The sequence below is a fragment of the Candidatus Dormiibacterota bacterium genome (genome assembly GCA_035635555.1).
GTDB lineage: Bacteria > Acidobacteriota > Polarisedimenticolia > Gp22-AA2 > Gp22-AA2 > Gp22-AA3.
This window is the reverse complement of sequence record DASQAT010000045.1, coordinates 1-26,455: the sequence shown is the minus strand read 5'-3', so window position 1 is coordinate 26,455 and position 26,455 is coordinate 1. Positions and strand designations below refer to the sequence as shown.

The window sequence follows — 26,455 nt, the reverse complement described above, 5'->3', positions numbered from 1 at the left end:
TTCGTGGGGGCGTGCGGGAAGTCGGCGCAGATCCCGTTGTACGTGTGGCTGCCGGACGCGATGGCGGGCCCGACGCCGGTGTCGGCCCTGATCCACGCCGCGACGATGGTGACGGCGGGCGTCTACGTCACCTGCCGGATGTCTCCCCTGTACGCGCAGTCCCCCCAGGCGATGCTGACGGTCGCGATCGTGGGGGGATTCACGGCCCTGTTCGCGGCCGTCATCGGCGTCGCCCAGGACGACATCAAGAAGGTGCTGGCGTACTCGACCGTGTCGCAGCTCGGCTACATGATGCTGGCGGCGGGCGTCGGGGCGTTCTCCGCCTCGGTCTTTCACCTCATGACGCACGCCTTCTTCAAGGCGCTGCTGTTCCTGGGCGCCGGCTCGGTCATCCACGCCATGTCCGGGGAGCAGAACATCAAGAAGATGGGCGGACTGCGCCGCCGCCTGCCTGTGACCCACGCGACTTTCCTGGTCGCGGTCCTGGCGATCGCCGGCATCCCCCCCTTCGCGGGATTCTTCAGCAAGGACGGAATCCTCGCCGGGGTCCTGGAGGCGGCAGGGGAGAGCGGCGCGGGGATTCTGCTCGCCCTGTGGATGATGGGGGTCCTCACCGCCGGCATCACGGCGTTCTACATGACCCGTCTTTACCTTCTCGTGTTCGCCGGCGGGCCACGGATGAGCGAGGAGACGCTGCACCATGTGCACGAGTCGCCGGCGGTCATGACGCTGCCACTCGTGGTCCTGGCCATCGGCTCGGCTCTGGCGGGCCTCCTGGGCGTTCCCAGGTTCCTGGGCGGGGGCGTCGTCCCGAATTACCTCGAGGACTACCTCTCCCCGGTCCTGCACCTGCGCTCGATCGATTCGGCCGTGATCGCCGTTCCTTCGGAGTGGAGCGCCCTCGCCGTCACCCTCCTCGTTTCCGTCGCGGGAATCGCGACAGCGTGGACCATCTACGGTCGCCGGCCGCTCGGCGCCATGGCGCCCGCCGCGGAGCCGACCGGCCTCGCCCGCGTCGTCAGGGACAAGTTCTACGTCGACGAGGCGTACGAGGCGATCCTCCTGCGTCCCTACCGCGGACTGTGCCGCGCCGCCGCGGCGTTCGACGAAAAGCTGGTGGACGGCCTGGTCAACGCGGCGGGGGCGGCGACCGATCTGGCGAGCCAGATGCTGCGTCTGGCGCAGACCGGCTACGTCCAGAACTACGCCTTCCTGTTCTTCTTCGCAACGATCCTGATCCTGATCTACGTGCTGCGATGATGCTGAACGATCTGTCCGGCCTGATGCCGATGCTCCTGCCCGCCATCGGCGGGATGTTCGTCCTGCTGATGGTGGCGGTGGCCGATGACCTCGACGTGCGCTGGCACGGCCTGGCCGCACTGGCGTTCCTCGTCATGTCCGGCGTCGCCGCGCTGTCGCTCATGGCGCGGGGCTACCGCGAGGAGCTGTTCGAGCAGGCGATCCTGGTCGATTCCCAGGCCCTCGCGTTCCACCTGATCTTCGTGGTGGTCGCGCTCCTGACGGTCCTGGCGTCGGTGCACCACTTGCGGACCGTGGGGCACGCATTCGGGGAGTTCTTCGCCCTCGTCCAGTTCTCCGTCGTGGGGATGTCGATGATGGCATCGAGCGAGAACCTCCTCACCATCTTCCTCGGGCTGGAGATTCTGTCCATTTCGCTGTACGTGCTGGCCGGCTTTACGCGCGACCAGGTGAACGCCATCGAGGGAGCGCTGAAGTATTTCCTGCTCGGCGCCTTCTCGACCGGGTTCCTCCTGTACGGGATCGCGCTGTTCTACGGGGCGAGCGGGCGGATCGACCTGCCCGGTCTCGCCTCGCTCATCGCGGCGGAGCGAGGCGGCCCCGTCGACCCGATGGTGCTGGCGGCCACGGCGCTCGTCCTCGTCGGCCTGGCCTTCAAAATCGCCGCGGTGCCGTTCCATTTCTGGGCCCCGGATGTGTACCAGGGGGCCATGGCCCCGGTCGCCGGCTTCATGGCGGCCGGCACGAAAGCGGCGGCGTTCGCGGCGCTCCTGCGCGTGCTGTCGGTCGCCCTGGGGGCCGAGCCTCTGCACGCGCGCTGGAGCGCCATCCTGTCGATCCTTGCTCTCCTGACGATGGTCGTCGGCAATCTCGTGGCGCTGGCGCAGCAGAACATCAAGAGGATGCTCGCCTACTCCAGCATCGCCAATGCCGGGTACCTCCTGGTCGCCGTCGTGTCGGCCGGAGCCGGCGGGCCGGGGCGCTCTGTGGTCCTGTTCTACCTGGGGGTCTATGCCTTCATGACGATCGGCGCCTTCTCCGTGGCGGCCATCCTCGGCCGCGCCGGTGAGGGAGACCAGGGATACGCCATCACCGCGTACGCGGGTCTGTCACGGCGGCGCCCGTTTCTGGCCGCCGCCATGGCGATCTTCATGCTGTCGTTGACCGGCATCCCGCCGACCGGCGGCTTCATGGGGAAGTTCTACGTCTTCAAGGCGGCCGTCGACGCCGGGCGCTACGACCTGGCTATCGTCGGCGTCCTCGCCTCCGTCGTCGGCGCCTTCTACTACCTGCGCGTCGTCATGCAGATGTACGTCCGCGACCCGGCCGGCGAAGAGGGCCCGGCGCCGCTCCGCCCCTCCGAGGCCCTCGCCATCTTCGCCGCCGCCGCGGCGACGCTCTGGATCGGGTTCTTCCCCTCCTTCCTCCTGGCGCTGGCGCAGCGGCTGGCCTGAGGCCTGCTCCCGCCTTGACTCCCCGCCGCGCGGCCGCTACGATTGCCTCGACTTTGTGAATCGAGGCACAAGGTGGCTGGGCCACGGCGAAGCGGCGCTGCAATCTCGGACCTGACGGCCCAGCGTCTGTCGGTGTACCTGCGCTGCCTCGAGGATCTCCAGACTGCGGGTGTCAGGACCGTCTCCTCCCAGACGCTGGCCGAGAAGTTCGGCCTCAACTCGGCGCAGATCCGCAAGGACCTGGCGTACTTCGGCGAGTTCGGCGTGCGCGGTGTCGGGTACGTCGTCGCCCACCTGAAGGACGACGTCATCAAGATCCTGGGGCTGACGCGCAACCGCAAGGTCGTCATCGTGGGGGCGGGTAATCTCGGTATGGCGCTGGCCGACTATGCCGGCTTCAACGCGGGGGGGTTCCAGATCGTCGCGTTGTTCGATAATGATACGGGCAAGGTGGGGGGGCGCTCGCGCGGCGGGGTGCCGGTCCTGGACATCGGGTCGCTGACCGAGGTCGCCCGGCGCGACAGGGTGAGCATCGCCATCCTGGCGGTGCCGGCTCCCGCGGCCCAGAAGGTGTTCGACCTGGTGCGACGCGCGGGTATCCGGGCGGTCCTGAACTTCGCCCCGGCGCAGCTCAAGGCCCGTCCCGGGATCACCCTGAAGGCGGTCGATCTGAAGATCCAGCTCGAGAACCTGGTCTTTCACCTGTCGCGGGCCGAGGAGGCGCGGCGGTGAAGCGACCCTCCGGCGCCGACCGGATCGACCCGCAGGAAGTCCTCGAGCACTATCGCCGCAGCCGCGGCCTCATCGGCATCCAGAGCAAGATCCCGATCCGCGACGAGTACGTCCTGAGCCTGGTCTACACGCCGGGCGTCGCGGAGCCGTGCCTGGCGATCCGCGACGATCCGGAGTCGTCGTTCATCTACACCGTGCGCGGCAACGCCGTGGCCATCCTGACCGACGGCTCGTCGGTCGGCTCGTTCGGCGACGCCGGCCCCCTGGCGGCCCTTCCTGTGATGGAGGGGAAGTCGGTCCTGTTCAAGTCGCTCGCCGGCATCGACGCCTTCCCGCTGTGCGTCACCGAGCGCGACCCGTCCCGGCTGGCGCGCCTCATCCAGTGTCTGACGCCGACCTTCGGCGGCTTCGCCATCGAGGACATCGCCTCGCCGCGCTCGTTCGAATTGTTGGAAGCCCTGGACGGGATGAGCGAGGCGGACCTGCCGGTGCCGTTCTTCTTCAACGACATGCAGGGGTCCTGCGCCACGGTGCTGGCGGCGCTCAGGAACGCCCTCAAGATCGTCGGCAAGGAGATCGGCTCGATCCGCGCGGTGATCACCGGCGCCGGCGGCGCCGGCATCAGCGTGGCCCGCTTCCTGCGCAAGGCGGGCGTGCCGGACATCACACTGTGCGACCGTCACGGCATCGTCTGGCGCGGCCGGCCGGAGGGGATGAACCGCTTCAAGGAGGTGGCGGGCGCCGAGCTGAACCCGGACAGCCACAAGGGCAGCATCGCCGACGCCCTCAAGGGGGCCGACCTGTTCGTCGGGCTGTCGGCGGCGCGCACCGTGCAACCGGAGATGATCAGGACCATGAGCAAGAAGGCGATCGTCTTCGCCCTGGCCAACCCGGACCCGGAGATCGGCGCCGAGGAGGCGCGCGCGGCCGGCGCCGCCGTGGTCCTGACCGGCGGCGCCAACTACCGGCACGGGATGAACGTCGCCCTGGCCTTCCCGGGGATCCTGCGCGGGGTGATCGACGCCCGCGCGGCGCGCATCTACGACGAGATGCTGATCGCCGCGGCCGACGCCATCGCCTCGCTCGTTCCGGACAAGGAGCTGGGGTACGACCGTATCGTGCCGCGCGTCCTCGACCTGCGGGTCGGCCCGGCAGTCGCCGGAGCGGTGGCGAACGCGGCGATAGCGCTCGGCGTGGCGGCGGACGATGTCGACCCGGACTACGTCCAGGATCGCACCCGGCACCTGGTCTACGAGGGGGAATCGGCGCTGATCGACCACGCCTTCACGAGCGAGGCGCGCAGCCTGGCCGACGAAGCGCTCGAGCTGCACCGCCGCTATCACGGCGCCATCGAGATCGTCAGCAAGATCCCCCTGAAGGACGAGCACACGCTCCTGGTCATCGCCAATCCCGGCGTCGGCGTGCCGGTGGCCGAGATCATCAAGACGCCGCTCAAGGTCTGGGAGTACACGACCAAGGGGAACCTGGTGGCCGTCATCACCGACGGCTCGGCGGTCCTGGGGCTGGGGAACATCGGTCCTGAGGCGGCGCTGCCGGTCATGGAAGGGAAGTGCGTCCTGTTCAAGACACTCGCCGGCGTCGAGGCGATCCCGATCTGCCTCGGCACGCAGGACACCGAGGAGATCATCGCCATCGTGAAATCGCTCGAGCCGTCCCTCGGGGGGGTGAATCTCGAGGACATCGCGGCCCCCCGCTGTTTCGAGATCGAAAAGCGCCTGCGGGTCGAGACCGACATCCCGATCTTCCACGACGACCAGCACGGCACGGCGGTCGTCGTGCTGGTCGGGATGATCAACGCCCTGCGTCTCACCGGGCGGGACATCGGCAAGGTGAAGGTGACCCTGAACGGGGCGGGGGCCGCCGGGATCGCGGTGACGCGTCTTCTGATGAAGGCCGGGGTCAAGGACGTGATCCTGTGCGACACGCACGGCATCCTCGTTCCCGGCCGCGAGCACATGAACTCCGAGAAGGAGGCGATGGCCGCGCTCACGAACCCGGAGCGACGGAAGGGGACGCTGGCCGAGGCCCTGCGCGGTCGCGACCTGTTCATCGGCCTGTCGGCGCCGAACGTTGTGACCCCGGACATGGTCCGTGCCATGGCCGCGCGGCCGATCATCTTCGCGCTGGCGAACCCGGTGCCGGAGATCGCCCCCGAGGCGGCGCTCCAGGCGGGCGCCGCGGTCGTGGCCACGGGGCGGTCGGACTACAAGAACCAGATCAACAACGCCATCGCCTTCCCGGGGATCTTCCGCGGGGCGCTCGACGTGGCGGCGCGCAACATCAACGACGACATGAAAATCGCCGCGGCGCACGCCCTGGCCGACCTGGTCCCCGACTACGAGCTGTCCCCCGACTATCTCATGCCGAAGGCGCTCGACTTCCGGGGCGCCCCGGAGGTGGCCGCCGCCGTGGCGCGGGCCGCCATCGAGACCGGCGAGGCGCGCCGGCGGGTCGACCCGAGACTCATCCTCGAGAACACGCGCGACTACCTGTACGGCGGCACGTTGCGCGCCCTTCCCGGCGAGCCGATCGGCGACCAGCCGGTGCTGCCTCTCGTGAAATAGCGTCCGCCCGCAGCACGCGTCGCGATTGGATTTCGCGTCGTTCTTATGGTAAAACCTCATGGTTCCAAGCCCACAATCAGACCGGCCGGGCCAGGGGAAGGATTCCGGACTCGTCATAACACGGGAGGCAAGGCGCCATGGACAGTGTGCTGGTTAAGGAGACCCTTAACCCGTTCGAAATCGCGCAGAAGCAGTTCGACACGGCGGCGGATCATCTGAAGCTCGAGTCCTGGCTGCGCGACGTCCTCCGGAGGCCTAAGCGCCAGCTCATCGTCTCCGTCCCGACCAAGATGGACGACGGATCGATCAGGGTGTTCGAGGGGTACCGCGTGCAGCACAACCTGGCCCGCGGCCCCGCCAAGGGCGGCATCCGCTACCACCCCAATGTCACTCTCGACGAGGTGAAGGCCCTGGCCTCCTGGATGACCTGGAAGTGCGCCACGGTCAACATTCCGTTCGGTGGTGGCAAGGGGGGCATCATCTGCGACCCGAAGAAGATGTCCCTGCATGAGCTGGAGGGGATGACCCGGCGCTACGCCTCGGAGATCAGCGTCATCATCGGCCCCGAGCGCGACATCCCGGCCCCCGACGTCTACACCAACGCGCAGACGATGGCCTGGATCATGGACACGTACTCGATGACCGTCGGCTCGACGCAGCTCGGTGTCGTGACCGGCAAGCCTCTGCAGATCGGCGGGTCGCAGGGGCGCAGCGAGGCGACGGCGCGCGGCTGCCAGTTCGTCATCCGCGAGGCCTGCCGCGAGAAGAAGGTCGCGCTCAAGGGCGCCCGGGTGGCGGTGCAGGGGTTCGGCAACGCCGGCAGCGTGGCGGCGCGTCTTCTGAGCGAGGACGGGGCGTCGATAATCGCGGTCTCCGACAGCAGCGGCGGCATCGTGAATACGCGCGGGCTGGACATCAAGAAGGTCCAGGCCCACAAGGACGAGACCGGCTCGCTGCGCGGCTACCGCGAGGCCGAGCCGATCAGCAACGAAAAGCTTCTGGAGCTCGAGTGCGAAGTCCTCGTGCCGGCCGCCCTGGAGAACCAGATCACCGTCGAGAACGCCCCGCGCATCCGCGCCAAGATCGTCGCCGAGGCCGCCAATGGACCGACGACCCCCGGCGCCGACGAGATCCTCTCCAAGAACGGCGTCTTCCTGATCCCCGACATCCTGGCGAACGCCGGGGGTGTCACCGTCTCCTACTTCGAGTGGGTTCAGTCCCTGCAGGCGTTCTTCTGGGAAGAGGCGCAGGTCAACCATCACCTCGAGAAGGTCATGACGCGCGCCTTCAGCGAGGTCCTGACGATCGCCCGGAAGTTCAACGTTCACATGCGCACGGCCGCCTACATCCTGGCCGTCGGGCGGGTCGCCGAAGCCACGCGCATCCGCGGCATCTACCCGTAGGCGCGATGAGCGTCCTGCCGGTCGCAGTGGGCCGTCTTCCGCTCGGCTCGCTGCTCCGGATGTCCGCCCTCCTGTCCTGCGGGGTCGCCGGCCTGGCCTGGGGCGCGCCGCCGCAAGGGGCGGTGATCCGCCAGCAGCCCGAGGAGAAGCTCTTCAGCACCGGACCCCAGTCGCGGTTCAGGGCGCTGCTCTACGCTCCGAAGGCTGCGGAGACGGAGCGCGCCGCCGTCACGCCCGTGATCTTCTATTCAGGCGAGTGGGGCTGGCGGCCGCTGCAGCAGGACCTGGCCTCGTATCTCGCCTCGACCGGACGCTTCGTCCTCGGCATCGACTCGGCCGATTACTTCGCGAACCTCGTTCCCGCCGCCGTCCTCGGCGCGGACCTGGAGAAATTCCGCGCCTTCGTGAATGAGCGCGCCGGACGGCCCAGGAACGCGGACGTGATCCTGATCGGCTTCGCCTTTGGCGCGGAGATGATCCCGTATCTCCTGAACAAGACCCGGCCGCCCGGCGTCAAGGGGGCCGTCCTCATCGCCCCCGGCGCGAAGGGGGCCAAGGTATACCGCGTCTCGGTCCAGCTCAAGATGGACAGCCCGCCGGATGAGCAGTTCGACGTCCGGGAGGAGCTCAAAGGGATGGCCCCGCTCCCGGTCGCGCTGATGGAGGGGACCCTCGACAAGGATTCGGCCGCGAAGGCCCTGGCCGATGCGCCGCGCGGCCCCCACAAGTACGTGCCGGTCGAGGGGGGGGACCGCCAGTTCCACGAGGTGCGCGACGGTTTCTTCGCCGTCCTGCTGGACGCGCTCCACTGGATCGACGGCTCGACCGCCCCGAAAGCCGCGCCTCCCGCAGTTCCTTGACCCCCCGGGAAACCGGGTGCTATATTTCCAGTGCGTCCAAGCACAACAGACCCGAAGTGTGGGGGCGAAACGGTTTCGACGGGATTGTTGAGGCTGGGGCAGCGTGCCGAGGCCCACTCCTCGTTAAACAGGTGGAAATGAACCAAGCGCCAACTCACAGTTAGCGCTGGCTGCTTAAGCAGCCCGTCCACCGGACCCTTCTCCCGCGGGGGACCGGCTGGGCGCCGAACAGCGGGATAGCCTGACGGCCCTGGCCCGGGTCCCGAAGGCGAAACTCAACGGGCTGGCCGACCGTCTGTCTGCTTCGTCGGGGGACGGCCGGCGAGAGCGCTTCCGATGAAGCTACGCACGTAGACGTCCCACGCTGATCTCTTCCGGACGCGGGTTCGACTCCCGCCGCCTCCACCAAGCCAAATCTCTGCAAATAGACACCTTAGTGATAGGACGCGGGAACGCTTCCCGCGTCCTATCTCTGAAAGATCCCGCAACTTCCAATACCAAGGTCTAATGGACGATTGCGCCCGGGGGCGGCATCCTACGACGTGTCCGGTACGAGTTCCCGGCGCAGGATCGAAGCTCCCAGACTCAAGGAGATGCGCTATCCTGTGCGCACACACTCGTTAGGCCGAAGACGCAGGGGAGGGGTGCCGTACTAAACGACCCGGCACGCAAATCCTTGGTCAGCATCATGGACCTGCCTGACGCAGAAGATTCCGCTCGGACCGGAGGGGATAACGATGCACGATGAGCTTGAACGTCACGAGGACGGCGTGAGGGAATTCGAGCCCTGGGATCGAGTGGTGGCAGACGCCGCGCCATGCGATCACATCGTGCAGCTCTATCAAGATCAGGATTTTCTCAACCGCGCCGTCTGTCGGTTCGCCGGCGCTGCTCTGGCGAACGGAGAGGGCATCATTCTGGTGCCGACGCTCACCCACTGGAACGCCTTTCGCCCACGCCTGGAGGCCGAAGGCGTGGATGTGGAAGCGGCACGCGAACGAGGACAACTGACGGTGGTCGACGCCGACGCATTTCTGCCTCGCTTCATGCGGGACGCCATGCCGGATTCACCCGTATTCCTCGGCCTCGCCGCGGATGCCATCGGACAGGCGCGCGCTGGAGGCCGCTACCCGAAGGTGCGTTGGTGGGGAGAAATGGTCAATGTTCTGTGGGAGCGTGGGGACGTTGCCGCCAGCATGGCTCTCGAGGACTTGTTCGATCAGCTCGGCAAAAAGCTTGACGTCGCGCTCTTCTGTTCGTTCCTGATGGACAACTTCAACGGTGAAGTTCATACACACATGCTGCCCAGGTTGGGTACGAACCACTCTCACCTCATTCCAGTGGAGGACTACGCTCGGCTGGAACGCGCCGTGGCGGTTGCGCTCCGGGAGACGGTCGGCCCGGACGAAGCCCGTGTCCTTGAAAACCAGCTACTCTCCGACTATCGGCAGCCACTGAACATGCCTCGCGCCCAGGCGTTGCTGCTGGCGTTGCGCCAGGTGCTTCCGGCAGTTGCCGATCCCGTCCTGCAACGGAGCCGCAATCTGTATCGCGCTTCAGGGGCCGCCCGATGACGACGGAGGGCATGACGCTCAATGGCGATAGGACCAGTTTCCAATGGGTCCATGGTGGCGATGCCGTCGCACAGATGGCGACGACCGATCTGATCGACATCCTCGATGCCGTCGAAGTTCCCATCGTCTTGGTGCGACGCGACTTCATCATCTCTTGCTTCAACCAGGCGGCCGCGGACGTGCTCGGCCTCGCGCCATCGGCCATTGGTCGGGCGTCCCGCGATATCCCGATACTTGCCGGCTTGCCCCACCTGGAACAGCAATGCAGCCGGGTCATCGCCGGCGGAGTGGAATCCCGGGTCGATTTTCGCGACGGGGATAGGTGGTTCGTTGTTCGGATATCCCCCTATCCCAACAGCGGACGCCAGGTCAGCGGCGCCTTGCTGACTTTCACCAATGTGACGGCTTTCCGCGGAAGTATCAATCAGGCCGTCTACGAACGCGAATGCACCAAGGCGATCCTCAACACGGTCGCCGATCCCCTCGTTGTCTTGAGTGCCGACCAGCGGATCCAGTCGGGCAATCGCGCCTTCTATACGATGTTCGGGGTCTCTCGCGATGAGACGCAAGGTATCCCTTTCCACGAACTCGGGAATGGCACCTTTGACCTTGTGCCGCTACGTAGCCAGCTCGAAGAGGTGCTTGCCGGCAACGATGCGTTCCAACCCGTCGAGGTGGACAACATCCCGACGCCCAGGGGGGAGCGGACGCTCATTCTTGACGCTCGTCCTTTGTCTTTCCCGGGCCATTCCGAGCGCAGGAGTCTGGTGACGTTCCAGGACATCACGGTACGCAAACAGGCCGAGGTGGCCAAGGATCTGCGTTCTGAGGAAGAGTTGCGTCGCAGCGAGGCATTTCTCGCAGAGGGTCAACGCCTCAGCTTGACGGGCAGCTTTTCCTGGAAGGTGGCGACCGACGAAATCACCTGGTCCGAACAACTCTATCGCATCTTCGAGTTCGAGCCGGGCACCCCCGTGACGATCGAACGGATGAATGCTCGAGTCCATCCCGAAGATGTGCCGATGATGAACGAAAGGATCGAACGGGCACGCGCCGGTGGCGCCGATTTCGAATACCCGCACCGACTGCTGATGCCGGACGGTTCCGTGAAGTATGTGAACGCCATCGCTCACGGGAGTCGCGACGCAGAAGGACGGCTCGAGTATATCGGTGCGGTGCAGGACGTGACGCAGCGGCGTGCTTCCGAAGAGGCGCTCGGCAGGGCTCGATCGGAGATCGCTCAGGTCGCGAGGGTCACCAGCCTCGGCATGTTGACGGCGTCGATCGCGCACGAAGTCAACCAGCCTCTGTCCGGCATCATCACCAACGCGAGTACCTGTCTGCGGATGCTGGCGGCCGATCCGCCTAACGTCGCCGGCGCGCGGGAGACCGCCCGGCGCACGATCCGCGACGGCAACCGTGCCTCGGACGTGATCACACGGTTGCGCGCGCTCTTCACCAAGAGGGACCCCGTCATCGAGTCGGTAGACCTCAACGAGGTTGCGCGCGAAGTCGTCGCCCTGTGCTTGAGCCGCCTCCAGCGACACAGGGTGACGCTGCGGCTCGTGCTCGCAGACGATATCCCCCGCGTCGCTGCTGACCTGGTCCAGCTCCAGCAGGTGATTCTGAACCTGCTCGTGAATGCGTCGGACGCGATGAGAAACATCGAAGATCGGCCGCGGGAGCTGCTGATCAGGACCGACCTTGACGAGCAGGACCAGGTACGATTGGCCGTGCGGGACTCGGGAGTCGGGTTCGATCCTCGCCATGCGGGGGCGCTCTTCGATGCGTTCTACACGACCAAGAGTGATGGTATGGGAGTTGGGCTCTCGGTCAGTCGCTCCATCATCGAAAGCCACGACGGCCGCATCTGGGCCACTCTGAACGATGGCCCCGGAGCCACGTTCTGGTTCTCGATTCCTCGTGCACGCGAGGGTAGGATCGGCGCCCACGGTGCGATGCCGATCGAGGGGAGGTCGTGACGCATGCCACGTGAACGACCCATGGTGAACAGTCGCTCGCTCGTGTCGGTCGTCGACGACGACGAGTCGGTGCGCGAATCGCTCCCCGACCTGCTCAGGGAGTTCGGTTTCGCCACCCGCGCGTTTTCGTCGGCCGAAGAGTTCCTCGCCTCGGATTGCGTGGGCCACACGAGGTGCCTGATCCTCGACATCGCGATGCCGGGTATGACGGGACCCGAGCTCCAACTGGAATTGAGGCGGCGCCGGAAGGAGATTCCGATCGTGTTCATCACGGCTCTCAGAGATGGGGCCGTCCGCCCCCGGATGCTCGAATCGGGCGCCGTGGAGTGCCTGTTCAAGCCGTTCAGCGACACCGCGTTGCTCGAGGCGCTCGATGCCGCTCTTCGGACGAGCTGAGCAATCCGGACGCCGTGCCGGCGGGATGTGACCGCACATCGAGGCCCTGCCATGTCGGATGCCACTTCGATCGTCTTCGTCGTTGACGACGACATCTCGGTGCGCGAATCGCTGGAGCTGCTGATCGGCTCCGAGGGCTGGCGGTCCGAGACGTTCGCATCGGCGCACGAATTTCTGGCCCGCTCCCGACCCGTGATCCCGAGCTGCCTCGTACTCGACGTCTCTCTTCCCGGCCTCAACGGCCTCGAGCTGCAGAAGCGCATCGCGGTGGAGCGCACGGACATGCCGATCATCTTCATCACCGGCTACGGTGACGTGCCGATGACGGTGCAGGCGATGAAGGCGGGCGCCGTCGAGTTCCTGACCAAACCCTTCGGCGACGAGATGCTGTTGGGCGCCATACGAAACGCGCTCGAACGGAGCCGTGCCGCGTTGGATCGCGAGGCAGAGATCCAGATGCTGCGTGACTACTACACGCTCCTGACACCCCGCGAACGCCAGGTGATGGTACTGGTCGTTTCCGGGCTGTTGAACAAGCAGGTCGGCGGAGAACTCGGCATCAGCGAGATCACGGTGAAGGCCCACCGGGGTCAGGTCATGCGCAAGATGAAGGCCAATTCTCTTCCCGACCTGGTGACGATGTCCGCGAGACTCGGTCTGCGGTCTCCTTCGAAGGTCTGACTCTCGGAGCGATTGCCGCGGCCGGAAGACCCGCCGCCGGTTCCCCTCTCATCGCCGATACCATGCCACCTTCGAGACCAATGCGAAGGTATCGGCGATACCTTCGTCCAATTGAACGCGCGCGCTCGTGGGCCCATCCTGTCCGCGTCTTCGTGGTCTATCCGATCCATTCCGGATCGGTGCCGCGGGACGAAAAGAGGAGGACACCATGACCCAAACTATTCGTACACCAGGCAGTGGGCGGGCGGCCGACAGGACCGCAATGCCTCCGTTCCAGATGGACGCGCAGTCCGCTGACAGGACGGCCCTGCGTCCGTTCCGGGTGGATGTCCCGGAAGCGGAACTGACCGAATTGCGCAGGCGCATCCAGGCGACCAAGTTCCCCGACCGGGAGACTGTCCCTGACGCCACGCAGGGCGTGCAGCTCGCGACCGTTGAGAAGCTCGCGCGCTACTGGGGGACCGAGTACGACTGGCGCAAGTGCGAGGCGAGACTGAACGCCCTTCCGCAGTTCATCACCGAGATCGACGGGCTGGACATCCACTTCATCCACGCCCGTTCGAAGCATGACAATGCGCTGCCGGTCATCGTCACGCACGGATGGCCCGGATCGGTCGTCGAACAGCTGAAGATTGTCGATCCCCTCACCAATCCTAGGGCGCACGGCGGGAGCGCCTCGGACGCCTTCCATGTGGTGATCCCATCGATGCCGGGATACGGGTACTCGGGCAAGCCGACCACGGCCGGCTGGGGCCCGGCCCGCATCGCGCGTGCCTGGGTGGTGCTGATGAAGCGCCTGGGCTACACGAAATTCGTCGCCCAAGGCGGCGATTGGGGCGCGGTCATCACCGATCTGATGGGCCTGCAGGCGCCTCCGGAGTTGCTCGGCATTCACACCAACATGCCCGGCATCTTTCCGGCCGACATTGACGGGGCGGCCTTTTCCGGCGCGCCGGCGCCATCGGGTCTTTCAGCTGACGAGAAACTCGCTTACGACCGTCTGCAGTTCGTTTATCAAAAGGGAATCGCCTACGGGTTCCAGATGGGTCTGCGACCGCAAACACTGTGCGGAATCGCGGACTCACCCGTCGGCCTGGCGGCTTATTTCCTTGATCACGACGCACGCAGCTACGATCTGATCTCACGCGTCTTTCAAGGACAAGCCGAGGGCCTCACCCGCGACGACATCCTCGACAACATCACGATCACCTGGTTGACGAACACGGCGCTCTCTGGCGCCCGTCTCTATTGGGAGTACTGGGGCAAAGGGTATTTCAATGCCAAAGGCGTCTCCATCCCGGTTGCCGTGAGCGTCTTCCCTGACGAACTCTATCCAGCCCCGCGGAGCTGGACGGAGAAGGCCTATCCGAGCCTCATCCACTACAACAAGCTCCCCAAGGGCGGGCACTTCGCGGCCTGGGAACAGCCGGAGCTCTTCGTGAACGAACTACGCGCTGGGTTCCGGTCGCTTCGCTAGACGGAGACGGGAAGATGGCGCGCGGTGCGCGCGCGCCGTCTTCCCCCACCGCCAGGGGGCACCTCGCTTGGGAGGAGGAGCAGCGTGAGAATCGAAATCATCGGACTGGCCGCGCTGCCCGCGATCGGGGCGGCGATGGTCGCCGTGCTGAGCGCGCTGGGGACCGGCGGTCGTCCCGCCTTGGCCGAGGAGGGCGAGATGCCTGACCTCGGCGGCGCGATCGGCTGGCTGAACTCCGCGCCGTTGACCGGCGAGTCGCTGCGTGGAAAGGTCGTCCTGGTCGACTTCTGGACGTACACCTGCATCAACTCGCTGCGGCCGCTACCCTACTTGAAGGCCTGGGCGGAGAAGTACAAGGATGCGGGGCTCGAGGAAGTTCAAGCTGAGATTATAGGTCCGGTAAGAGCTATTCCGTCAACCTGGGTGTCAACGTTGCCTGGAGGGAGGGGGGCGGGGGATCGGACGGCGGCGTCCCGATCCGGCCTCCCGTCGGCTCGCCCTCGCGTCCCTAGCGCGCCGGCGTCACCGGCTTCGCCGCCGCGGCCGCGCTCTGCACGTCGTCCTGGGTGAAGACCGCGAAGATGAACGGCTGCGCCTCGAGGAAACGAGCCAGGTCGCCAAGGGTCAGGCCGAGATGGGACAACCGGTCCTCATCCACGAACATCTGCGCGTTTTCCGGCTCATAGGCCGTGACGAGCTGCCTTTCCTGAGGATCAAACTTCTGGTGCAGCAGGTCTACCATCGCGGGCGCAAAGTGCCGGCGCTCCGGCGGTGCGGAGGGCATGCCATGGTCTGCGGTTACCGCCAGAAGGTAATCCTCTCCAACCTTGGCCACGAGCGCGCCGATGATGCGCGCCAGATTGCGGTCCATTTCGCCGAGGGTGAGGCGCAGCTCGTTCGAATCGGGGCCGTGTTGATGCCCCACGAAATCCGCACCCTTGTAGTTCAAGAGGATGAGGTCCGGGACGCCGTCTTCTCCCAGCGGCTCGCGCTCGATCATGTCGGTCATCGCGTCGGCTTCGAACGTGGGAAACAGCGCGGAACGACGCACCGCTGCGGGCGAATCGATCCGGTGATGCAGCCACTCGCTCTCCGTCGACCAGAGTGCGCTCGCGTTACGATCCTTCAGGTAGTCAGGCAGCCGGAAGCAGTCGGGGTTCGTGCGCCAGAAGCCGGTCTTCTCGTCATAGCAGACGAGCACGACCGGCGAGCCGTTCGGCTGACACGCGCCATGGCCGGCGAGCGGTGTCGCGGCGCGGTCGATGCTGCCCTGGGCCAACACGATCGCGCGGCCCGACGTGGCGAGCTGCCAGACATCCGCGAGCGTCAATGCCATCAGCGCCTGCGGCACCATTCCGCCGAACAGCTCCTGGCGCCGCCGGTGGACGCGGTCGTAGATGCTGTTGCCCGTGATGCCGTGCACCCTGGGTTCTGTGCCCGTGGAAATGGTCGAGTGTCCGACGCCGGTGTTCGTGGGCAGGAAGTTGACACGCGCCTGGGTGAACCACGCGGCGCGCCGGCGTAAGGCGGAAAGCGTCGGCATCACATCGGCGTACCGATCGAAGTAGTCGGGCCGCATGCCATCCAGAACGAGGAGGAAGACGACGCGCGGTCGTGCGAAGCCGGGGCGCAAGACCGGCAATACACGGCCTGTCGCGGTCGGGGGCATCGTCACGCCCAGCGCGGCAGCGAGCGTCGGCGCAACGTCCTGTTGGACGCACGGCATCGAGTACACGCCCGTTTTCACCGCGGGGCCCGCGAACATCAGCGGAATCGAGACGTCGTACGGCCACGGGGAACCGTGCATGTACGTCACCTCTGCATCGGGGCGCGTGATGAGGTCGCCCTCACGCGGCACGATCAGGAGCTGGCCGGTCCGTCCGGGAAAGTACGTGCGAGCGAACATCTCCAGGAAGCGCTGTCGCGTCGCACGTGTGGCGGCATCGGCCGGCGCCGCACGCCGGCTTCGAAACGCATCACTCTCAGACCGCTTGGCTTGCTGGCCCAAAACCGTCGAAGCCATCAGGGTCAAAGCGAGAAGAACAGCGCCGTAGGCTGTCGATCGTGAGGGGATGAACATGGTCCGCCACGTTGTCATGCCCCCATCATCGCTCAACTCTCCCGATACGTCGAGTACTCGAACGGGCTCACGTGGCGTGATGGCAACGGTGGTGACTCCGTCTCCAACATGTCTCCAAGACTGGGGAGGATTCCAGTGCACTCCAGAGGACAACGAGTTTCCAACGAGGTCCGACGAAAGTCGCGCGCCATCACCCGGTTAACGTTTTGGGGCGACGCGAGTTCGGCTCCCGCCGCCTCCACCATTTAACCTACTGAAAACGAAGGGCGGGATCTGGGACGCGGGAACTCTCCCCGCCGTCTCCATGGGGAAGTGTGTACGCCTGGCGCCTGGCGAAGGTGACTCGGTTACCTCATTCGCAGGGGCTCGATGAGCGCCGAGAGCACGGTGGGCACCTGCCGTCGACTGGGGTAGTATTAGGAAATTCAAGCTGAGATTATTAGTCCGGTAAGGTCTATCCCGTCAGCCTGGGAACGGCGCGGCCGACGGGGCGGTGGAGGTCGCGATGGACAACAAGAACGCTTCGTCACCTGAAGCTCCCTTCACAACGTTGATTCAATTGGACGGGAGGTCCCCCGTTCCATCGCAGTTTCATACTCCGGGGAGTTTTACGATCATCCGGCTCCAGTCACCGGCTGGGCTTCCTGACCGAATCACGAAGCTATCGCCCGTCCCCGCTCTGCTGGTGTCGATCTCCCTTAAGTCTCTGGCATCATCGAGCTACCAGGTGTGGACAGCAGACAAGCTCATTGTCACATCCATCGTTCAACCGTTTCGCTCCAATGTCATCGATTTCGATTCACAGCCAAGGTGCTGGGCAGGTGGTGCCTTCGATTACGTTCACTATTCTGTTCCTCGTAAGGGACTCGATGACATTGCCGAGGATCTCGGGTTTGGCCGGGTGAGTGACTATCGCCTTGCCGTGCTCGAAGACGATCTGGTTGTTGCCCAGATCACCAAAGGCATCCTTCCGTTCCTTGGGCGGAGCGACCGTCTCTCTGTGCTGGCTCTCGATCAATTAAGCCTCGTCCTCGGAGCACATCTTCTCCAGCAGTACGGTGTACTCCAGAAAACAGCACGGCCTTCAAAGGGAGGTCTGGCGCCATGGCAGAAGCGACGAGCGTCGGAACTTCTTCATGAGAACATGCATGGCCGGATCAGGCTTTCCGACATTGCACGCGAATGCGGACTTTCCGTCAGCCACTTTGCCCGTTCATTTAAAATCTCTTTCGGCACCTCCACTCACCAGTGGCTGATTCAGCATCGCATCGACCACGCCAAACAACTGATGAGCCAGACCAGCATGTCGCTGATCGACATCGCGATTCAGTCGGGATTTAACGACCAGGCAGCGTTCACGCGCATATTCCATCAACTCGTCGGGGTCAGCCCCGGAAGATGGCGCCGCCATCACATGACTGGGAATTTCCGAGCGTAAGGCCCCATATTTCCTGGCGTTTAGAGACAGTCGCGCCTACTGGGACTCATCTTTAGGCGATAAACAACAAAAGCAGCACAATTCTGCAAGAAAGCAGCCAGCCTTGAGCATAGCGTCCGTGGGACACCTTCAATGTCCGGTTCTGTCGAAGCCTGACAGGCAACCAAGGAGAGCAAAATGACGCAACCCAAGCCTAGCATCGTGTTCTGCCACGGGATCTGGGCCGACGGCTCGTGCTTCAACAAGGTGATTCCCACGCTTCAGGCGGATGGGTATCAGGTGGTCGCTGCCCAGTACGGCCTCGACACACTTGCAGGCGATGTCGCCACGGTGAAACGCACGCTGGGCCGGGTCAGCAGGCCGGCTATCCTCGTCGGACACTCTTATGGCGGAAGCGTCATCACTGCGGCTGGAACCGACGACCGCGTCGCCGCCCTGATCTACATTGCTGCACTCGCCCCGGACGCGGACGAGACATCGCAGAGCCAGCAGGCGAAATTCCCCGTCACCGACGTTTTCTCCCACATCGAAGTAGCGGACGGGCGCGTTTGGATGAAGCCGCAGGGCGTCCGCGCATTTGCGGGAGACCTGCCGGAGCCTGAGCAGAAGATTACGTGGGCGACGCATTATGCACCAGACGTGGACTTGTTCAATCAGAAGGTCGACGGTACTGCGTGGAAGTCGAAGCCGAGCTGGTACATCGTAGCCACGCAAGACCGGACCGTGCACCCCGAGCTGCAACGCTTCGTCTCCAAGCGCATGGGCGCCAAAGTGACTGAGGTCGCGAGCAGCCACGTCCCTATGCTCTCCAAGCCCGACCTGGTGACTGACGTGATCCGGACCGCCGCAAAGGCCGTTCAGGCCCGCGCCACGGTCGCGTAGGGATCGCGGTTGACGAGCTTGGCGTCGCGGCGTTATAAGAAAAAAGGAGCTCGAGTCATGCCTGAATCAGCGGTGCATGTGCGGGTCATCGAGGAAACGTCTGCGTACTGGAGGGTTCTGTTCGAAAACCCGCCTTTCAACATTGTAGACGCCACCATATTCGAAGGGCTCCAGGATCTCCTCGCTCGAATGGATGCCACCCCGAGCCTGCGTGTCGTTGTATTCGAGAGCGCGAATCCTGACTTCTACCTTGCCCACTTTGATTTGACCGGCAAGACGGGGAACATCACCACAGCTGTCGGGCCTTCCGGCCTCCCGATTCTGATGGATACGTTCGTCCGCCTCACCAAGTCGCCGGTGGTCAGCATCGCGAAGATCCGAGGCTGCGTCCGGGGCGTGAGCAGCGAGTTCGTCCTCGCCTGCGACATGCGCTTTGCGTCGCGCGAGAACACGCGTCTGGGCCAACCCGAAGTGGGGGTGGGATTGCATCCCGGCGGCGGGGGTACGGAACGCCTCCCACATCTCGTCGGTCGCGGCCGGGCGCTGGAAATCGTTCTCGGCGCGAACGACTTCGACGGCGAGACTGCGGAACGATACGGATACGTCAACCGGGCATTTCCGGACGCGGAGCTGGACAGCTTCGTCGACGCGCTCGCTCGCCGGATTGCTTCCTTCGACCGGGGTGCTATCGCGGCGGCCAAGAACCTCGTTAACCAGGTCTCGTTGCCATCCGCCGACCGGCTCCTCGACGCCCTCAACTCCTTTCAGGCAGCCCTGACATGGACTGAAACGCAACAGCGAATCCAAGCTCTATTAAAGCGCGGACTCCAAAGTGACGGCGACTTTGAGCATCGGTGGCCCGCGGAGCTCGATACACTGCTTGAGACGTAGTCACCATGTGGCGATGCGCAGCTAGCCGAGCTGGCAAATTGCTTTTGCCAATCGCCACAACATGCACACTCGGCTTCATGGTACGAGGCAGGCCGTCTGATCCTGCGCCCTGACTCGGTTACCTCAATCGCAGGGCCTCGATGAGCGCCGAGAGCGCGACTCCCAGTTGCCGTCGACTGGGGTAGTAGAGGAAAAGCCGGCGCGGTGTATTCCGTCAACCTGGGAACGGGGTGGGGGACCGGGCGGTGGCCGCGACGAGCACACGCGACGTGCGCGCCGGCTCGATCGGTGGACAATCAATCGTGCTCACGATGCCCTCTCGATCTCGCCTTTCTCACACCGAACGATATCCGCCGCCCAGCAACAGCATATCGAGTCCGTCGGCCCATCCACTCGACGCTTTGCTCTTGGCGGCCAATACGGAACTCCTGTCGACCGAACGCCACCGTGACAGTCGTCTCGCCTTAGGTGTCGATGAGCGTCGCCAGCAGCTCGCCGAATCGATTCTCCATTTGCAGGACGATGCCGTGTTGCTCGGCCGCGATGAGGAAGTTCAAGCTGAGATTATAGGTCCGGTAAGAGCTAATCCGTCAACTTCGCCGCCGCTGGCGGGTGGTGGAACGGGGTAGGGGACGGGGCGGATCTCATAGGGCGCCTGCCTGCCTGGACTCTATCGGCTCTTGACGACGGCCAGCATCAAGTGTGATCATCCGCCGAGATAGCGACGAACGATGAACTACGATTCCACCACCGAACGCAGGGCTTCCGCTGGGAGCGCGCCCGCAATCCTCTCCGCGGTCGTCCGCTCCCGTCGGTCCCTGGCGCGGGCGGTTGCGATCGTGGCGTTCTGCGGACTCTCCACGGCCCTCACCGCGGGCGACCGGCAGCCGAAATCGCCCTGGGACCTCAAGCTGTTCCGCTTCGAGTTCGACAACGACACTTTCCTCGGATCCGACGACGCGTTCACGGCAGGTTGGAGCTTTCAGGTTCATTCGCGGGTGATGGATCGATGGAATCCCGCCTTTGCCGGCTGGATCGGCAAGTTGCCCGGCCTGGGCGACGACGGTCAGGGCCGCCGCGTCGCCCGCTGGGCGTTCGCGCTCAGCCAGATCATCCTGACGCCGGAGGACATCAGCATCGCCGCTCCCCAACCGAACGATACGCCGTGGGCGGGAATCCTCGGCGCGAGCGGCACCTGGTCGTCTTACGACAACAAGAGATTGGGTGCGATGCAGCTCTACCTGGGGTGCATGGGTCCCTGCTCGCAGGCGGAGCATGTCCAGAAGTTCGTCCACGAGGACCTCGGGTTCGGAGAGACGCCCGAGGGGTGGGCGAACCAGCTCTCGAACAAGACGCTGGTGAACCTGAATTATGAATACCGCCACAAGCTCTACGTGGTCGAGGAGGCGGCGTATCTGCCGGGACGGTTCGCCACCGACCTGGCTCTCGGCAGCGAGGCAGCCGTCGGGAATCTGACCACGCGCCTGAACGGCGAGGTCGAGTTCCGGTTCGGATGGGGCCTGCCGATGGGGTTCACCAAGAACCCCGATCCGGCAGGGATCGGCATGGTCCTCGACCCGGTCTACTTCGACCCGGAGAAACCGTTGACGAACCTGAAGGGCTGGCGCTTCTATTTCAACCTGACTGGACGCTACGCCTGGATCACCTACCTGGCGCCGGCCGAGGGGGGCCCGACCGAGAACGGAGGAACCCATCCCGCCCTGGATTCTTATCCCGGAGCAAAGCAAGGGCTCCTCGGTGTGCACCTTACGCGGGTCCCGTTCAGCGTCCACCTCACGTATTACCGTTACTTCGGCTCCCTTCCGAGCGGCCTCAATGGCGGGCTCGACTGGGTCAATTTCTCCTTCGAATATCGCTTTTAAGCCTGATTCGTTGCCTGGCCAGCGTCGACCCATTCAGCCATCCTTCGGATCGCTGGAGGTCGGCGCGATCTCCGCCCACAGGCGCTCCTGCAGCTCGCGAGGCAGCTTTTCGATCTCCGGTCTCTCCTCCCGGCCTTCCTGGACCAACTGGATCTCCAGGGCACCGCCGGGCGAGAACGCCTTGGCCGGGTAGATGTACGATTCCTTGGGTTGGTCGACGTGACGATCACATCGACTCCGGAATGGACCAGCTCGGTGGCAAGCTCGGGGAGACGGCTCATCCTGATCCACAGCCACGCGTGACAAGTTCCAAGCCGATACTTCCCCAAGACCTGAGGCCGACCGTTTGTATCGTCATCGTCGTCGCACCCTGTCTGCCCCACGCCACGCTTCACCTGCTGCCGGAAGCCGGAGCGAGGGACGAGCGTAGGCTGGAGGCGGTCAGGTGCAAGCGCTTGTTCGGCGTGGCGGACCTTTAAGATCGACGGCCGCCAAACTCATCCGCGTGAAGCGACACAAATTCCCGGACGCTCATCGCCGGCCGGCCGGTCACCCGCTCCACGCCGTCCGTCATCCGGTCAAACCGATCCGCCCGGTGTAGCTCGGCCAGCGTCACCAGATGCCGGGTCAGGTGCTCCGGCAACTTAGCCCTTTTCAGCTCCCGTTCCCAATCCTCGGGGGGAATGTCCGCGTACGTGACCTCACGGTTCAGCGCCTCCGAGTATTCCCGGGCGACCCCGTGCATGTCCTGCGACCGCGGACCGGTGAGTTCGTATATCCGGCCCAGGTGCGGCCCAGGGTCGGCGAGGACGGCAGCGACTACCCGAGCGACATCAGCCGCGGCAACCGGAGAGGTCTTGCCCCGCCCGAACGGCAATTCGATGCGGCCTCGGTTGCGGACGGCCGGACCGGTGAGGGGGAGGAAGAAGCCCTCCAGGAAGACCGTCGGCCGGATGGTGACGACCGGCAGGCCGGACCACGCGAGCGCCTGCTCGCTGAGCCAGTGCTGCCGCTGCTGAGGGCTCGGGGTGGTGTTCTGGATGCTCATCTGGGAGACGGTCATCTGGGACATGTTGACCAGGGCGTTCACCCCGACTTCCCGGGCGACCGCCGCCATAGTCACGCTCGCCTCCAGGTACCCGGCGGACACGGACATGCCGAAGTAGACCCGCCGACATCCGTTGACGACCCGATAGACATCGGCCGGTTCGAGTAGGTCTCCGACCACCACCTCGGCGCCAGCGGTCCGCAAGGCCGCAGCCCGGTCGTCCTCGCGGCGGACCATGGCGCGAACCGGAAGCCCGCGATCGAGGAGCAGGCCGGTCACGGTTCGCCCGACCGCCCCGAGTTGACCGGCTGCCCCGGTTACGAGGATCGATTCGTTAGCGGCCATGCAACTTCCCTCCCTTTCGCCGAACTAGAATTCCGTCTCGGGGACGGCTGCTTACCTGACTGCCTCGCGTCCAAATACGAGGCTGACGCCCGCCAGCTTACCCCAGGAATCCCAGCCTGGGGAACACCAACCCCTGACGTCCCGACTGGCCCAGGAGTCCCGCTACGCGTACTCCGGATCGAGATGCCTGTTCACTCAAACTACCACGAACGAACTTCAGTGCTCGTGAGCCACGGCGACTGGCAATGTGAACGTCACTGTCCTGGCCTGTCCGGGGAAGATTTGGTGGTTGGCGTTGACCAACTCAATCCGAATCTTGTGCTGCCCGACCGGCTTCAACCAATTGTTGGGCAATCCGATTCAACGAGATAGCGAAATGCCCGTCTCCCTGCTCGCGTGAAGTTACGAACGCGGATAAGCGGAACAAGCGGCCTCCTCGCCTCGCGAGCTGGAAACGATCGAGGAGCGCGCTCAGGACCGAAAGTCGAGGTTGTGGAGCGCGGTGAATCGGCTAGCCGGGATCAGAACCGACTGATCGACACGCGATGGGGGATCAGCCTTCGCAAGTGAGCCAACGGCGAGAGCGCCATAGTTTCCGCAGGCCGCCATCGTCAGACATGCCAACGGATATAGAACGCGCGACGCGCACGAACCCATCGGCCTCCCCTTCGGCGGGGCTGGATTGTGTGAGCAATACGGGGAGGGAAAATTCGTCTTCGGCATGTCTCCAAGACAGCGCATCTCGAAGCTGATCCGATTGCCACCCGCGCGAACGAGACTGAGGACGGCCAGGGGCCCATCGAGGACGAGTTGGGTGAGCGACATAGGCGTGCCTCGGTACGATTAGTCTTCGATCGGTGGTCGCGTTCGCCTCATGATGGCCACCGTTCACTTAATCGTGCCCTAGGATGGTTTCGCAGCTTTTGCAGCCGCCCAGAGCGACCCCGGATTGACCCGGTTCGGATGCAATGAGAGCAGCCTCTCGTAAAGCTCCAGCGGCGTCGATGTAGTTGGCAGGCAAGCGTTGAAGTCGTGGATGTAGCGTCGGGTTTCCTCGATGTGACGCGGCGAGCTGTCGGGATCAAGCACGCCATGTCCAGCCACGACTGCTTTCGGATGGAGGGAGTCGATTCTATCCAACGCTTGAAGCCACTCGTTCCTGGCCCTTTCGTCGCACTCCGCGAGATAAAGGTGTGTGTTGTTGTAAACACAATCCCCTGATACGACCAAGCCAATGGAAGGCACATACAGCGCCGTCGAGTGCGAAGTGTCGGTATGGCCGAGGTCGACGACTTTCAGCGCTTCTGTCTCAAGATAGAAGGTATCTCCATCGAGAACCTCCGGCGCTATCAACTGCGACGGAAGTTGTCCGGGGAAGCGCGGTTCCCAGACGGTTTTTAAAACGTCAGGTTTGATCTGGTTTTGAATGGCCGCGACCACAGGAGCGGTGGCGACTGCTTCGGCATTGGGAAATCTATCGAGCAAGACCTTCAGACCGAAGTAGTGGTCACCATGGGCGTGGGTGACGTAAATGGTGACAAGATTCTTGCCAGTCTCGACGACCCAATCCAGAAGCTCCTTCGAGTGCTGCGCGGACAGAAACGTATCAACGAGTACGGCATCACGTTCGCCATGAATGAGCGTCACTGTATTGGTTACCCACGCAAGATGCTCCTTGCCGGCGGGAATTCCTTGGGTGGAGCTGCCACGCTTCTTGGTAAGAAGTTCCCTTTTGAGCTTAGACGTAGACATGTATTCTCCAGTCTCGGCAAATGACGTGGCGCCATTATAGGTGCGCCTCCGTACGTCAGGTGTTCGATCAGTGGTCGGCCAGGTCGCCCAGCATCCGGGCCAGGTCCATTTCCGCGTCTCGGGTCTGGAGGCCGCGCTTCATCGCGGCCTGGATCCGGCTCTGGGCCTCGGGGTTGCGCACGCCCTCGCCGAAACCATTCACCCAGGAGGGTTGCCTCGGAGGCGCGGAATCGCCCTGCGGGCCAGCGTCTTCGCTTTTTCGATCTTGACCGGCCCCTCTTCGGATCCGCCAAGGCTGATCCGGAAGTAGGTATCGTTCTCCAGGACGAGAACGTACAGCCCTCCGGAAATGGCGTTGCCCATCCAGAAAGCCTCGGCACCGACGCCCTTCACTACCAGCGGCGGGCTGGACCCCTTCTCATCATCGTTCTTACGGACTGCAGGATGAAACAGCTTTTTCCATTGATCTCGTGGACTGTCTTCGGCCGGGTTCTTCGGGTCTCTCCGGGTCACCTCCAGGCTCACTGATTTGCTGAAGGTGGCCACGGTGTAGAAGCACTGGGCGACGGTAAAGACGGGCCGGTCTGGAGCGCTGCTTTTCGTGTCGGTCACCGGCTCACCCTGCACGGCCTCGATCTCGGCTCTGGTGATGATCGAGCAGGCGTCGAACTCCGCATGAGGGGACGCCGCCGAGAGCAGGACGAGGGATCCCATGATAGACAGCAAGACTCGAGTCCGCGGCAGGTAGCAGCCCGATTCGCTCGCCATCATGGACAGGCCGCAGCGATTGCCTGCGGCACGCACGCGTTGTTTCCTTGCGGACGTTCCGTGCCGTCGCTTGCCCGTCCGTAGGAGCCTTCCCGCGCCGTGTTGCGGGGAACCACCAGGTAGTACGTGCTCCCGGGCGGTTGCGGGAACGTCCTGGTCGTCGCGCCACTCGTGCTGCAGAACTTCTGCGTGTGGCTGGAGTAGGCGCCCAGCGTCCCCTCGTAGATCTCGTAGTCCGTGTCGCCCGTCCTGCACGAGGAGCCCCAGGTGAGCGTGAGATTCCCGCCGGCCGCCGAGATCGTGAGCGGTGTGCCTGGAACGCCGCCCCCGTCCGGGATCGATCCGGCCCTCGGGAAGACGGTGAGCGAGACGTTCGCCACACCGGAGTCGTCGTTGCCATCGCTGGCCCTGTAGGTGAAGCCGTCGATCCCGCTGAAGCCGGGGTTCGGCGCGAAGACGAACGTGCCGTCGGGAGTGAGCGCGAGCGACCCGTGCGCGGGGCCGCTGACGAGGATCGCGCTCAACGGGTCGCCGTCGGGGTCGCTGTCATTGGCGAGGACACCGGGCGCGGGGACCGCCAGCGTCGAGCCCTCGTTGAGGCTGTAGCCGTCATCGGCCGCCACGGGCGGCCGGTTGAGCCTGAATTGTGTTCCCCCGCGCGTCGAGTCGAGCTTGACGTTGTTCCCCTGGGCGTTCGTGAACGCCTGGCCGCGCAATCCCGCCAGGATCGAGCCGTGCCCCAGCGTCGGATGCCCCGCCGCCGTCAGGATGGCGTTCAGCTTGCTGATAGCAACTTTCAGCCTCACGGTCTTGCTCGTGGCATCGAACGCGCCAACGTCGAGGTCGCCCCGGTCGGTGTAGATGATCGCGCCGCCGAAGTCCCTGACGGCCGTGCCGTACTTGAAGGTCTGGACTCCGGTCGAATCGGCGCCGGCACGGAGGAAGAACTGATCGCCCCGGTCCG

At 64.6% G+C, this 26,455-nt stretch carries 21 protein-coding genes, 1 other RNA gene and 1 pseudogene; 17 read left to right on the top strand and 6 right to left on the bottom strand.

Annotated elements, in window-relative coordinates; all coding sequences use genetic code 11:
• The 13 genes and pseudogenes from VEW47_12710 to VEW47_12650 all read left to right on the top strand — a co-directional run.
• Positions 1-1,260, top strand: a 1,260-nt coding sequence (locus VEW47_12710; protein HYS06045.1) for an NADH-quinone oxidoreductase subunit L, incomplete at its 5' end; no start/stop codon positions are given.
• Positions 1,257-2,714, top strand: coding sequence for an NADH-quinone oxidoreductase subunit N (locus VEW47_12705; protein ID HYS06044.1), 1,458 nt, complete (start codon positions 1,257-1,259; stop codon positions 2,712-2,714). The genes VEW47_12710 and VEW47_12705, both read left to right, overlap by 4 nt.
• A 72-nt stretch (positions 2,715-2,786) precedes the next feature.
• Entirely contained in the window at positions 2,787-3,446 is a 660-nt protein-coding gene (locus VEW47_12700; protein ID HYS06043.1) for a redox-sensing transcriptional repressor Rex, read from the top strand.
• On the top strand, positions 3,443-6,031 hold the full coding sequence (locus VEW47_12695) for a malic enzyme-like NAD(P)-binding protein (GenBank protein HYS06042.1): 2,589 nt from the start codon (positions 3,443-3,445) through the stop codon (positions 6,029-6,031). The genes VEW47_12700 and VEW47_12695 overlap by 4 nt, the downstream gene beginning before the upstream one ends.
• Before the next feature lie 149 nt (positions 6,032-6,180).
• Positions 6,181-7,434 (top strand): Glu/Leu/Phe/Val dehydrogenase, encoded by a 1,254-nt coding sequence (locus tag VEW47_12690; GenBank protein HYS06041.1) that lies wholly within the window; start codon positions 6,181-6,183, stop codon positions 7,432-7,434.
• Positions 7,435-7,439: 5 nt separating this feature from the next.
• On the top strand, positions 7,440-8,294 hold the full coding sequence (locus VEW47_12685; protein HYS06040.1) for an AcvB/VirJ family lysyl-phosphatidylglycerol hydrolase: 855 nt from the start codon (positions 7,440-7,442) through the stop codon (positions 8,292-8,294).
• Positions 8,295-8,354: 60 nt separating this feature from the next.
• Positions 8,355-8,702: a transfer-messenger RNA gene (ssrA, locus tag VEW47_12680) on the top strand.
• 329 nt (positions 8,703-9,031) lie between these two features.
• The gene (locus VEW47_12675; protein HYS06039.1) at positions 9,032-9,868 is read left to right on the top strand and encodes an MEDS domain-containing protein; all 837 of its coding nucleotides are present in this window, start codon (positions 9,032-9,034) and stop codon (positions 9,866-9,868) included.
• Positions 9,865-11,850: an ATP-binding protein gene (locus VEW47_12670; protein ID HYS06038.1), complete on the top strand. Its 1,986-nt coding sequence runs from the start codon at positions 9,865-9,867 to the stop codon at positions 11,848-11,850. Before VEW47_12675 ends, VEW47_12670 begins: the two co-directional genes overlap by 4 nt.
• Before the next feature lie 3 nt (positions 11,851-11,853).
• Complete coding sequence (locus VEW47_12665) at positions 11,854-12,246, top strand: response regulator (GenBank protein HYS06037.1); 393 nt, start codon at positions 11,854-11,856, stop codon at positions 12,244-12,246.
• 51 nt (positions 12,247-12,297) lie between these two features.
• A complete protein-coding gene (locus VEW47_12660; GenBank protein ID HYS06036.1) occupies positions 12,298-12,927 on the top strand; it encodes a response regulator in 630 nt (209 codons plus the stop codon).
• A 262-nt stretch (positions 12,928-13,189) separates the two neighbouring features.
• Positions 13,190-14,404 (top strand): epoxide hydrolase, encoded by a 1,215-nt coding sequence (locus VEW47_12655; protein ID HYS06035.1) that lies wholly within the window; start codon positions 13,190-13,192, stop codon positions 14,402-14,404.
• 105 nt (positions 14,405-14,509) lie between these two features.
• Positions 14,510-14,773: pseudogene (locus tag VEW47_12650) on the top strand (cytochrome c biogenesis protein DipZ).
• Positions 14,774-14,912: 139 nt separating this feature from the next.
• On the opposite strand, the gene VEW47_12645 reads toward VEW47_12650, so the two are convergent.
• A complete protein-coding gene (locus VEW47_12645; GenBank protein ID HYS06034.1) occupies positions 14,913-16,502 on the bottom strand; it encodes an alkaline phosphatase family protein in 1,590 nt (529 codons plus the stop codon).
• A 487-nt stretch (positions 16,503-16,989) separates the two neighbouring features.
• Between VEW47_12645 and VEW47_12640 the strand changes: the two genes are divergently transcribed.
• From VEW47_12640 to VEW47_12625, 4 genes are all read left to right on the top strand, one after another.
• Entirely contained in the window at positions 16,990-17,922 is a 933-nt protein-coding gene (locus VEW47_12640; protein HYS06033.1) for an AraC family transcriptional regulator, read from the top strand.
• A 177-nt stretch (positions 17,923-18,099) separates the two neighbouring features.
• On the top strand, positions 18,100-18,804 hold the full coding sequence (locus tag VEW47_12635) for an alpha/beta hydrolase (GenBank protein ID HYS06032.1): 705 nt from the start codon (positions 18,100-18,102) through the stop codon (positions 18,802-18,804).
• Positions 18,805-18,861: 57 nt separating this feature from the next.
• The gene (locus VEW47_12630; protein ID HYS06031.1) at positions 18,862-19,695 is read left to right on the top strand and encodes an enoyl-CoA hydratase/isomerase family protein; all 834 of its coding nucleotides are present in this window, start codon (positions 18,862-18,864) and stop codon (positions 19,693-19,695) included.
• A 731-nt stretch (positions 19,696-20,426) separates the two neighbouring features.
• Positions 20,427-21,578 carry a lipid A deacylase LpxR family protein gene (locus VEW47_12625; protein ID HYS06030.1) on the top strand — a complete coding sequence of 384 codons (1,152 nt, stop codon included), beginning with the start codon at positions 20,427-20,429 and terminating at the stop codon, positions 21,576-21,578.
• A gap of 475 nt (positions 21,579-22,053) precedes the next feature.
• Here the strand turns inward: VEW47_12625 and VEW47_12620 are convergent, their stop codons facing one another.
• The 5 genes from VEW47_12620 to VEW47_12600 all read right to left on the bottom strand — a co-directional run.
• On the bottom strand, positions 22,054-22,971 hold the full coding sequence (locus VEW47_12620) for an NAD(P)H-binding protein (protein ID HYS06029.1): 918 nt from the start codon (positions 22,969-22,971) through the stop codon (positions 22,054-22,056).
• Between the two features lie 903 nt (positions 22,972-23,874).
• The gene (locus VEW47_12615; GenBank protein ID HYS06028.1) at positions 23,875-24,723 is read right to left on the bottom strand and encodes an MBL fold metallo-hydrolase; all 849 of its coding nucleotides are present in this window, start codon (positions 24,721-24,723) and stop codon (positions 23,875-23,877) included.
• Between the two features lie 67 nt (positions 24,724-24,790).
• Positions 24,791-24,925: a hypothetical protein gene (locus VEW47_12610; GenBank protein ID HYS06027.1), complete on the bottom strand. Its 135-nt coding sequence runs from the start codon at positions 24,923-24,925 to the stop codon at positions 24,791-24,793.
• Positions 24,922-25,527 carry a hypothetical protein gene (locus VEW47_12605; GenBank protein ID HYS06026.1) on the bottom strand — a complete coding sequence of 202 codons (606 nt, stop codon included), beginning with the start codon at positions 25,525-25,527 and terminating at the stop codon, positions 24,922-24,924. The genes VEW47_12610 and VEW47_12605 overlap by 4 nt, the downstream gene beginning before the upstream one ends.
• A partial coding sequence (locus VEW47_12600; GenBank protein HYS06025.1) for a cadherin-like domain-containing protein occupies positions 25,491-26,455 on the bottom strand: 965 nt, incomplete at its 5' end. The genes VEW47_12600 and VEW47_12605, both read right to left, overlap by 37 nt.

What these genes read in the sequence shown, in the direction of transcription:
- VEW47_12705 (HYS06044.1), top strand. Translation starts at nt 1,257, where the DNA reads ATGATGCTGAACGATCTGTCCGGCCTGATGCCGATGCTCCTGCCCGCC.
- VEW47_12685 (HYS06040.1), top strand. Translation starts at nt 7,440, where the DNA reads ATGAGCGTCCTGCCGGTCGCAGTGGGCCGTCTTCCGCTCGGCTCGCTG.
- VEW47_12675 (HYS06039.1), top strand. Translation starts at nt 9,032, where the DNA reads ATGCACGATGAGCTTGAACGTCACGAGGACGGCGTGAGGGAATTCGAG.
- VEW47_12670 (HYS06038.1), top strand. Translation starts at nt 9,865, where the DNA reads ATGACGACGGAGGGCATGACGCTCAATGGCGATAGGACCAGTTTCCAA.
- VEW47_12665 (HYS06037.1), top strand. Translation starts at nt 11,854, where the DNA reads ATGCCACGTGAACGACCCATGGTGAACAGTCGCTCGCTCGTGTCGGTC.
- VEW47_12660 (HYS06036.1), top strand. Translation starts at nt 12,298, where the DNA reads ATGTCGGATGCCACTTCGATCGTCTTCGTCGTTGACGACGACATCTCG.
- VEW47_12655 (HYS06035.1), top strand. Translation starts at nt 13,190, where the DNA reads ATGCCTCCGTTCCAGATGGACGCGCAGTCCGCTGACAGGACGGCCCTG.
- VEW47_12645 (HYS06034.1), bottom strand. Translation starts at nt 16,502, where the DNA reads ATGACAACGTGGCGGACCATGTTCATCCCCTCACGATCGACAGCCTAC.
- VEW47_12640 (HYS06033.1), top strand. Translation starts at nt 16,990, where the DNA reads ATGGACAACAAGAACGCTTCGTCACCTGAAGCTCCCTTCACAACGTTG.
- VEW47_12635 (HYS06032.1), top strand. Translation starts at nt 18,100, where the DNA reads ATGACGCAACCCAAGCCTAGCATCGTGTTCTGCCACGGGATCTGGGCC.
- VEW47_12630 (HYS06031.1), top strand. Translation starts at nt 18,862, where the DNA reads ATGCCTGAATCAGCGGTGCATGTGCGGGTCATCGAGGAAACGTCTGCG.
- VEW47_12625 (HYS06030.1), top strand. Translation starts at nt 20,427, where the DNA reads ATGAACTACGATTCCACCACCGAACGCAGGGCTTCCGCTGGGAGCGCG.
- VEW47_12620 (HYS06029.1), bottom strand. Translation starts at nt 22,971, where the DNA reads ATGGCCGCTAACGAATCGATCCTCGTAACCGGGGCAGCCGGTCAACTC.
- VEW47_12615 (HYS06028.1), bottom strand. Translation starts at nt 24,723, where the DNA reads ATGTCTACGTCTAAGCTCAAAAGGGAACTTCTTACCAAGAAGCGTGGC.